This is a genomic window from Mesorhizobium sp. IMUNJ 23033 (assembly GCF_044778005.1).
GTDB classification, from domain to species: domain Bacteria; phylum Pseudomonadota; class Alphaproteobacteria; order Rhizobiales; family Rhizobiaceae; genus Mesorhizobium; species Mesorhizobium amorphae_A.
Genome location: NZ_JBJACT010000041.1, coordinates 37843 through 44432 on the forward strand (window position 1 = coordinate 37843; position 6590 = coordinate 44432).

A 6590-nucleotide genomic window follows, 5' to 3' on the forward strand; every position below is an offset into this window, starting at 1 on the left:
CGTTCCAAACCGCCGGCCTCGAGCCGGCGGTTTTTGTTTTTGGGCGGCATGGATTGGCCCAATTCCCTGTTTCTAGACAGGGTGGAGCGTGCCCGCTAAAAGGCCAGTGCATCTTCTGAAAAGCAGAGACCAGTTTCCGCCGGGTTGCCGGCGGTTTTCGCGAAAAAGGCAGCACTCATGAGTGGCGTGAACGAGATCCGGTCGACATTTCTCGACTATTTCCGCAAGGAGGGCCACGAGGTCGTGGCTTCGAGCCCGCTGGTGCCGCGCAACGACCCGACATTGATGTTCACCAATGCCGGCATGGTGCAGTTCAAGAACGTCTTCACCGGCCTGGAGAAGCGGCCCTATTCGCGTGCCACGACCGCGCAGAAGAGCGTGCGCGCCGGCGGCAAGCACAACGATCTCGACAATGTCGGCTACACGGCGCGGCACCTGACCTTCTTCGAGATGCTCGGCAATTTCTCCTTCGGCGACTATTTCAAGGAGCGCGCCATCGAGCTTGCCTGGAACCTGATCACCAAAGAGTTCGGGCTGAACAAGGACAAGCTGCTGGTCACCGTCTATCACACCGACGACGAAGCCGCCGGCTACTGGAAAAAGATCGCCGGCTTCTCGGACGATCGCATCATCCGCATCCCGACCTCCGACAATTTCTGGGCGATGGGCGACACCGGACCGTGCGGTCCGTGCTCGGAGATCTTCATCGACCGTGGCGAGCACATCTGGGGCGGTCCTCCCGGCACCCCGGAGGAGGATGGCGACCGCTTCCTCGAATTCTGGAACCTGGTGTTCATGCAGTATGAACAGGTGACCAAGGACGAGCGCATCGATCTGCCGCGACCGTCGATCGACACCGGCATGGGTCTGGAGCGCATGGCCTCCATCCTGCAAGGTGTGGAAAGCGTTTTTGAAACCGACCTGTTCCGTCATCTGATCGATGCAGCGTCGTCCGCGCTCGGCCGCGGCCCGGATGCCGACACTGTCGGCTCGTACCGCGTCATCGCCGACCATCTGCGGTCCTCCTGCTTCCTGGTGGCCGACGGGGTGCTGCCGTCCAATGAAGGCCGCGGCTATGTGCTGCGTCGCATCATGCGCCGCGCCATGCGCCATGCGCAGCTGCTCGGCGCGAACGAACCGCTGATGTGGAAGCTGGTGCCGGCGCTGGTCCGTGAGATGGCCCAGGCCTATCCGGAGCTCGGGCGCGGCGAAGCGCTCATCACCGAAACGCTGAAGCTGGAAGAGACCCGCTTTCGCAAGACGCTGGCACGCGGCCTCGGCCTGCTTTCGGACGCTACGGAAACGCTCGGCTCAGGCGATATGCTGGATGGTGAGACGGCCTTCAAGCTCTACGATACCTACGGCTTCCCGCTCGACCTGACGCAGGACGCGTTGCGCCAGCGCAGCATTTCGGTCGATCTTGCCGGCTTCACCGATGCGATGGAGCGGCAGAAGGCCGAGGCGCGCAAGAGCTGGGCCGGTTCCGGCGACGCTGCTACCGAGACCGTCTGGTTTGCGGTGCGTGAGAAGACCGGCGCCACCGAGTTCCTTGGCTACGAGACCGAGCAGGCGGAAGGCCTCATCCTGGCGCTGGTCAGCGACGGTAAGACCGTCGACAGCGCGAACAAGGGTGACGCGGTTGCCGTGGTCGTCAACCAGACGCCGTTCTACGGTGAGTCCGGCGGCCAGATGGGCGACACCGGCGTCATATCAGGCGAAGGGTTCTCGATCGAGATATCAGACACGCAGAAGAAGGCCGACGGGCTTTTCGTGCATCTCGGCAAGGTGGCCAGCGGCACGGTCAAGACCGGCGCTGCCGTCGAGCTGAAGGTCGATCATGCGCGCCGCACCAGGCTGCGCGCCAACCACTCCGCGACGCATCTGATCCATGAGGCGCTGCGCGAGGTGCTGGGTACGCATGTCGCGCAGAAGGGCTCGCTGGTCGCGCCCGAGCGCCTGCGCTTCGACATCTCGCACAACAAGCCCATTTCGCCCGAGGATCTCGAAGAGGTCGAGCGCATGGCAAACGAGATCGTCGTGCAGAACAGCCCGGTGACCACGCGCCTGATGTCGGTCGACGACGCCATTGCCGAGGGCGCCATGGCGCTGTTCGGCGAGAAATACGGCGATGAGGTGCGCGTCGTGTCGATGGGCACCGGCCTGCATGGCGCCAAGACCAACCGGCCCTATTCGGTCGAGCTCTGCGGCGGCACGCATGTCAGGGCGACCGGCGACATCGGCCTGGTGCGCGTCGTTTCGGACAGCGCGGTGGCTGCCGGCGTGCGCCGCATCGAGGCGCTGACCGGAGAGGCCGCCAGGAAACATCTCGACGAGCAGGACAGGCGGCTGAAGACGGTTGCCGCGACGCTGAAGATCTCGCCGGCCGACGTGCCGGCGCGCGTCGAGGCGCTGCTCGACGAGCGCAAGAAGCTCGAGAAGGAACTGACCGAAGCGCGCAAGAAACTGGCGCTGGGCGGTGGTGCCGCTGCCGGTGCGCCGGCCGAGAACGAGACCGTTGCCGGCGTCGGCTTCCTCGGCAAGGCCGTCTCCGGCGTGGCGCCGAAGGATCTGAAGCCGCTGGCCGATGCCGGCAAGTCGTCGCTCGGTTCCGGCGTCGTCGTCTTCGTCGGCGCCGGTGAGGACAACAAGGCCAGCGTCGTGGTCGCCGTGACCGACGATTTGCTCAGCCGCTTCAGCGCCGTCGACCTGGTGCGCGTCGCGTCCGCCGCGTTGGGCGGGCAGGGCGGCGGCGGTCGCCCGGACATGGCCCAGGCCGGCGGCCCCGATGCCTCGAAGGCCGGCGATGCGATTGCAGCGGTAAGGGCGGCGCTCGAGGCCGCCTGAAAGCCACCACATGAAGGTCCTCGTTCTCGGCGGCTATGGTCTGACCGGGGAAGCCCTTTCCGGCTTTCCGGCTTTCGCCGCGGTGCTCGCCATACTCAGGCTGATGGTCACCCGGCCCGAGATAGGATTCTAGCCCATTGCCTTCTGCTGGGCCCGGTTTGCGGCGGCTCAATCGGCCTTTTCGGTCCTGACGAAGCTCGCGCGCCCGGCGATGCGGGCCCACCAATCCCTGATCTCCGGAAACGTGGCCAGCGTTTCTCGCCCTTCGGCAACCTTGAGGAAATAGCCAATGACCGGCGCCGCATGCAGGTCGGCAAGGGTCAGTTGCGACCCCAGCAGCCACGGCCCCTCACTCTTCAGAGCCGTCAGCACCCGCAGCACCGTGTCGGCGTGGCGAAGCCCGCTGGCGATCAGTGCCTCGTCTGGCGCTTCCTTCTCCAGCCGCTCGACGGCGACATCCCAGACCATGGCGCGATAGCCGTAAGCGTCGAGCATGCCGATGATCTGGTTCAAGGTTGCGCGGGTGCGGGCGTCTTTTGGCTGCAGCGCCGGGCCGTCGAACGCCTCGTCGACATAGCGGGCGATTGCGCTGGTTTCGAACAGGCGAAACCCGTCATGCTCGAAGGCCGGGATGCGGCCGAACGGATGGTGCTCGAGATACCAGGCCGGAATGCCCTCCGTCGCGAAGACATCGACCGGCACGAGATCGTAGTCGATGCCCTTTTCCTCGAGCGCGAGGCGGACGATGCGCACATAGACGCTGTAGTCCGCCCCGTAGACGATGGGCTTGCCCATCGCGATTGCCGGTCAGGCCATCGCCTTCTGCAAATTCTCGTCGATCTTGTCGAGGAAGCCGGTGGTCGAGAGCCAAGGTTGGTCGGGGCCGATCAGCAGCGACAGGTCCTTGGTCATGAAGCCGCTCTCGACCGTCTGGATGCAGACCTTTTCCAGCGTCTCGGCAAAGCGTTTCAACTCGGCATTGTCGTCGAGCTTGGCGCGGTGGGCCAGCCCGCGCGTCCAGGCAAAGATCGAGGCGATCGAATTGGTCGAGGTCTCCTCGCCCTTCTGGTGCTGGCGGTAGTGGCGGGTGACGGTGCCGTGCGCGGCTTCGGCTTCCACCGTCTTGCCGTCCGGCGTCATCAGCACCGAGGTCATCAGGCCGAGCGACCCAAAGCCTTGCGCCACCGTGTCGGACTGCACGTCGCCGTCATAGTTCTTGCAGGCCCAGACATAGCCGCCCGACCATTTCAGGCTGGAGGCCACCATGTCGTCGATCAGCCGGTGCTCGTACCACAGCTTCTTCGCCTTGAACTCGGCCTCGAACTCCTGCTCGTAGACCTCCTGGAAGATGTCCTTGAAGCGGCCGTCATAGGCCTTGAGGATGGTGTTCTTGGTCGACAGATAGACCGGATAGTTGCGCAGCAGGCCGTAGTTCAGCGAGGCACGGGCGAACTCGCGGATCGACTCGTCGAGATTGTACATGGCCATGGCGACGCCGGCCGCCGGCGCGTCGAACACGTCGTGCTCGATAACCTGGCCGTCCTCGCCGACGAACTTGATCGTCAGCTTGCCCTTGCCGGGGAAGCGGAAATCGGTGGCGCGGTACTGGTCGCCGAAGGCGTGACGACCGACGATGATCGGCTTGGTCCAGCCGGGCACCAGGCGCGGCACGTTCTTCATGATGATCGGCTCGCGGAAGATGGTGCCGCCGAGGATGTTGCGGATGGTGCCGTTCGGCGACTTCCACATCTTCTTCAGCTTGAATTCCTCGACGCGCTGCTCGTCGGGGGTGATCGTCGCGCATTTCACGCCGACGCCGTGCTTCTTGATGGCGTTGGCCGCGTCGATGGTCACCTGGTCGCTGGTGGCGTCGCGGTGCTCGACGCCGAGGTCGTAATAGTCGAGCGTGAGGTCGAGATAGGGGTGGATCAGCTTGTCCTTGATGAACTGCCAGATGATGCGGGTCATCTCGTCGCCGTCGAGTTCGACGACCGGGTTCGCCACCTTGATCTTCGCCATGGAAAGAATGCCTCGTTGCTGGGGATATCGGAACGGCCTGCCCGCATGGCTTTCGGCCGGGGATGCGGCTCGTATATCAAAGCATTTTTGGCCGCGCAAACGGCGATCCGCACCGGCCGGTCCCACCGTGGCATCGGCCGTTCCTTGCGAGAGCTTCATTTTCGCGGCCGAATGTGGCAGGGGACGCTGAAATGCCGCAAACAGCAGTTCATTGACGACGATGTCAGCCGACGAAAATCCCAGCACCGCCGCCGCCGCCGGCCCGGCGATCATCCTCGTCGAACCGCAGCTCGGCGAGAATATCGGCATGGTCGCGCGCGCCATGGCCAATTTCGGCCTCGCCGAACTGCGCCTGGTCAATCCGCGCGATGGCTGGCCGAGCGAGAAGGCGCGCGCTGCCGCCAGCCGCGCCGACCATGTCATCGATGCCGTCAAAGTGTTCGACGATCTCGCCTCGGCGATCGCCGATCTCAATTTCGTCTTCGCCACCACGGCGCGGGAGCGCGACGGCTTTAAGGCCGTGCGCGGCCCGGTCGAAGCGGGCAGGGCGCTGCGGGCACGTCACACAGCCGGCCAGCGCACAGGCATCCTGTTCGGCCGCGAGCGTTTCGGGCTCTACAATGACGAAGTGGGTCTCGCCGACGAGATCGTCACCTTTCCCGTCGATCCGGCCTTCTCCTCGCTCAACATCGCCCAGGCAGCACTTCTGATGTCCTATGAATGGATGAAGTCCGGCCTCGAGGACGAGACCAAGACCAATTTCTCCGGCCCCGAAATGCTGCCGGCGACCAAGGAGCAATTGCACGGCCTGTTCGCCTATCTGGAAGGCGCGCTCGAAGCGCGCGGCTACTTTCGCCCGGCGCAGAAGAAGCCGAAGATGGTCGACAATCTGCGCGCGGTGCTGACGCGCGCCGGTTTCGCCGAGCCGGAACTCAAGGTGCTGCGTGGCATCATCTCGTCGCTGGACAGGTTTTCACCGGCGATGCCGCGCGGAGACGGTTCGCCTGGAGATGATCCAAGGCGGCTTCCTGCAGCGGCGCGAAACCAGTCGCCGGACAAGGAAGAATAGAACCGGTTAAACTTGAGGCTCGCCAGTAACCGAATCTTATTCGGTTTCGTCCATTGTCCCCAAAACTGGGGGTGTTGGATGTTTGCGTCCAGTATCGGTCGTTTGCGCTTCTTTCTTTACTCTGTCGCCGCGACGGTGGCGGAGATTGTGGCGATCGTTGTCTGCATCGCGGGAACGATCGGCTTCGAGGGGCTGATCAATTCGACACCCGGCCCGTCGCGGCAGGGTATGGCTGGCGTCATCCTGGTCATGTCTCTGGCGTTTGTGCTGCTGCGCGGCAACATCGCCTGGCGCCGCAGCCGCGACGCAAACGGACGCAGTTGGATCCTGTGGGCCTACATCGTGTTCTCCGCCATCTACGCAGTCTTGCAGGCAGGTACCATGCTGGTCATCGACCTCGGCAACCCAGACAGCGTGCCCGGCGGCTTGAACCTGCTAGGCCTTTCCATATTCGGCCTCTGGGTATCGATCCTGGTGGCAAAGCCGGCCGGCGGCGTCGATATCGACGAACTAACATCCGTCTTTGATTTCGATGGCGCCGTTCCCGCGCCTGCGGGCGGCGGCATGATGGCTGCGAGCGCTGCACCGACTGCCGCGCGCACCGCCGCGCCGGCCGCGGGCTCGGCACCGGTCGCCCAGCCGATCGGCCGGCCACGGC

At 64.4% G+C, this 6590-nt stretch carries 6 protein-coding genes; 4 read left to right on the plus strand and 2 right to left on the minus strand.

Annotated elements, in window-relative coordinates; all coding sequences use genetic code 11:
- Positions 1–177: 177 nt before the first annotated feature.
- On the plus strand, positions 178–2844 hold the full coding sequence (gene alaS / locus ACFX5Q_RS31105; RefSeq protein WP_404284024.1) for an alanine--tRNA ligase: 2667 nt from the start codon (positions 178–180) through the stop codon (positions 2842–2844).
- Positions 2845–2854: 10 nt separating this feature from the next.
- The gene (locus ACFX5Q_RS31110) at positions 2855–2977 is read left to right on the plus strand and encodes a hypothetical protein (protein WP_404284026.1); all 123 of its coding nucleotides are present in this window, start codon (positions 2855–2857) and stop codon (positions 2975–2977) included.
- A 35-nt stretch (positions 2978–3012) separates the two neighbouring features.
- Here the strand turns inward: ACFX5Q_RS31110 and ACFX5Q_RS31115 are convergent, their stop codons facing one another.
- Both ACFX5Q_RS31115 and ACFX5Q_RS31120 read right to left on the minus strand, forming a co-directional pair.
- Positions 3013–3639 (minus strand): glutathione S-transferase family protein, encoded by a 627-nt coding sequence (locus tag ACFX5Q_RS31115; RefSeq protein ID WP_404284028.1) that lies wholly within the window; start codon positions 3637–3639, stop codon positions 3013–3015.
- Between the two features lie 12 nt (positions 3640–3651).
- The gene (locus ACFX5Q_RS31120; protein WP_404284029.1) at positions 3652–4863 is read right to left on the minus strand and encodes an NADP-dependent isocitrate dehydrogenase; all 1212 of its coding nucleotides are present in this window, start codon (positions 4861–4863) and stop codon (positions 3652–3654) included.
- A gap of 220 nt (positions 4864–5083) precedes the next feature.
- Here ACFX5Q_RS31120 and ACFX5Q_RS31125 point away from each other — a divergent pair, with 220 nt between their 5' ends.
- Both ACFX5Q_RS31125 and ACFX5Q_RS31130 read left to right on the plus strand, forming a co-directional pair.
- On the plus strand, positions 5084–5932 hold the full coding sequence (locus tag ACFX5Q_RS31125; protein WP_404284030.1) for an RNA methyltransferase: 849 nt from the start codon (positions 5084–5086) through the stop codon (positions 5930–5932).
- 12 nt (positions 5933–5944) lie between these two features.
- The coding region (locus ACFX5Q_RS31130; protein WP_404284032.1) for a hypothetical protein at positions 5945–6590 on the plus strand (646 nt) is incomplete at its 3' end.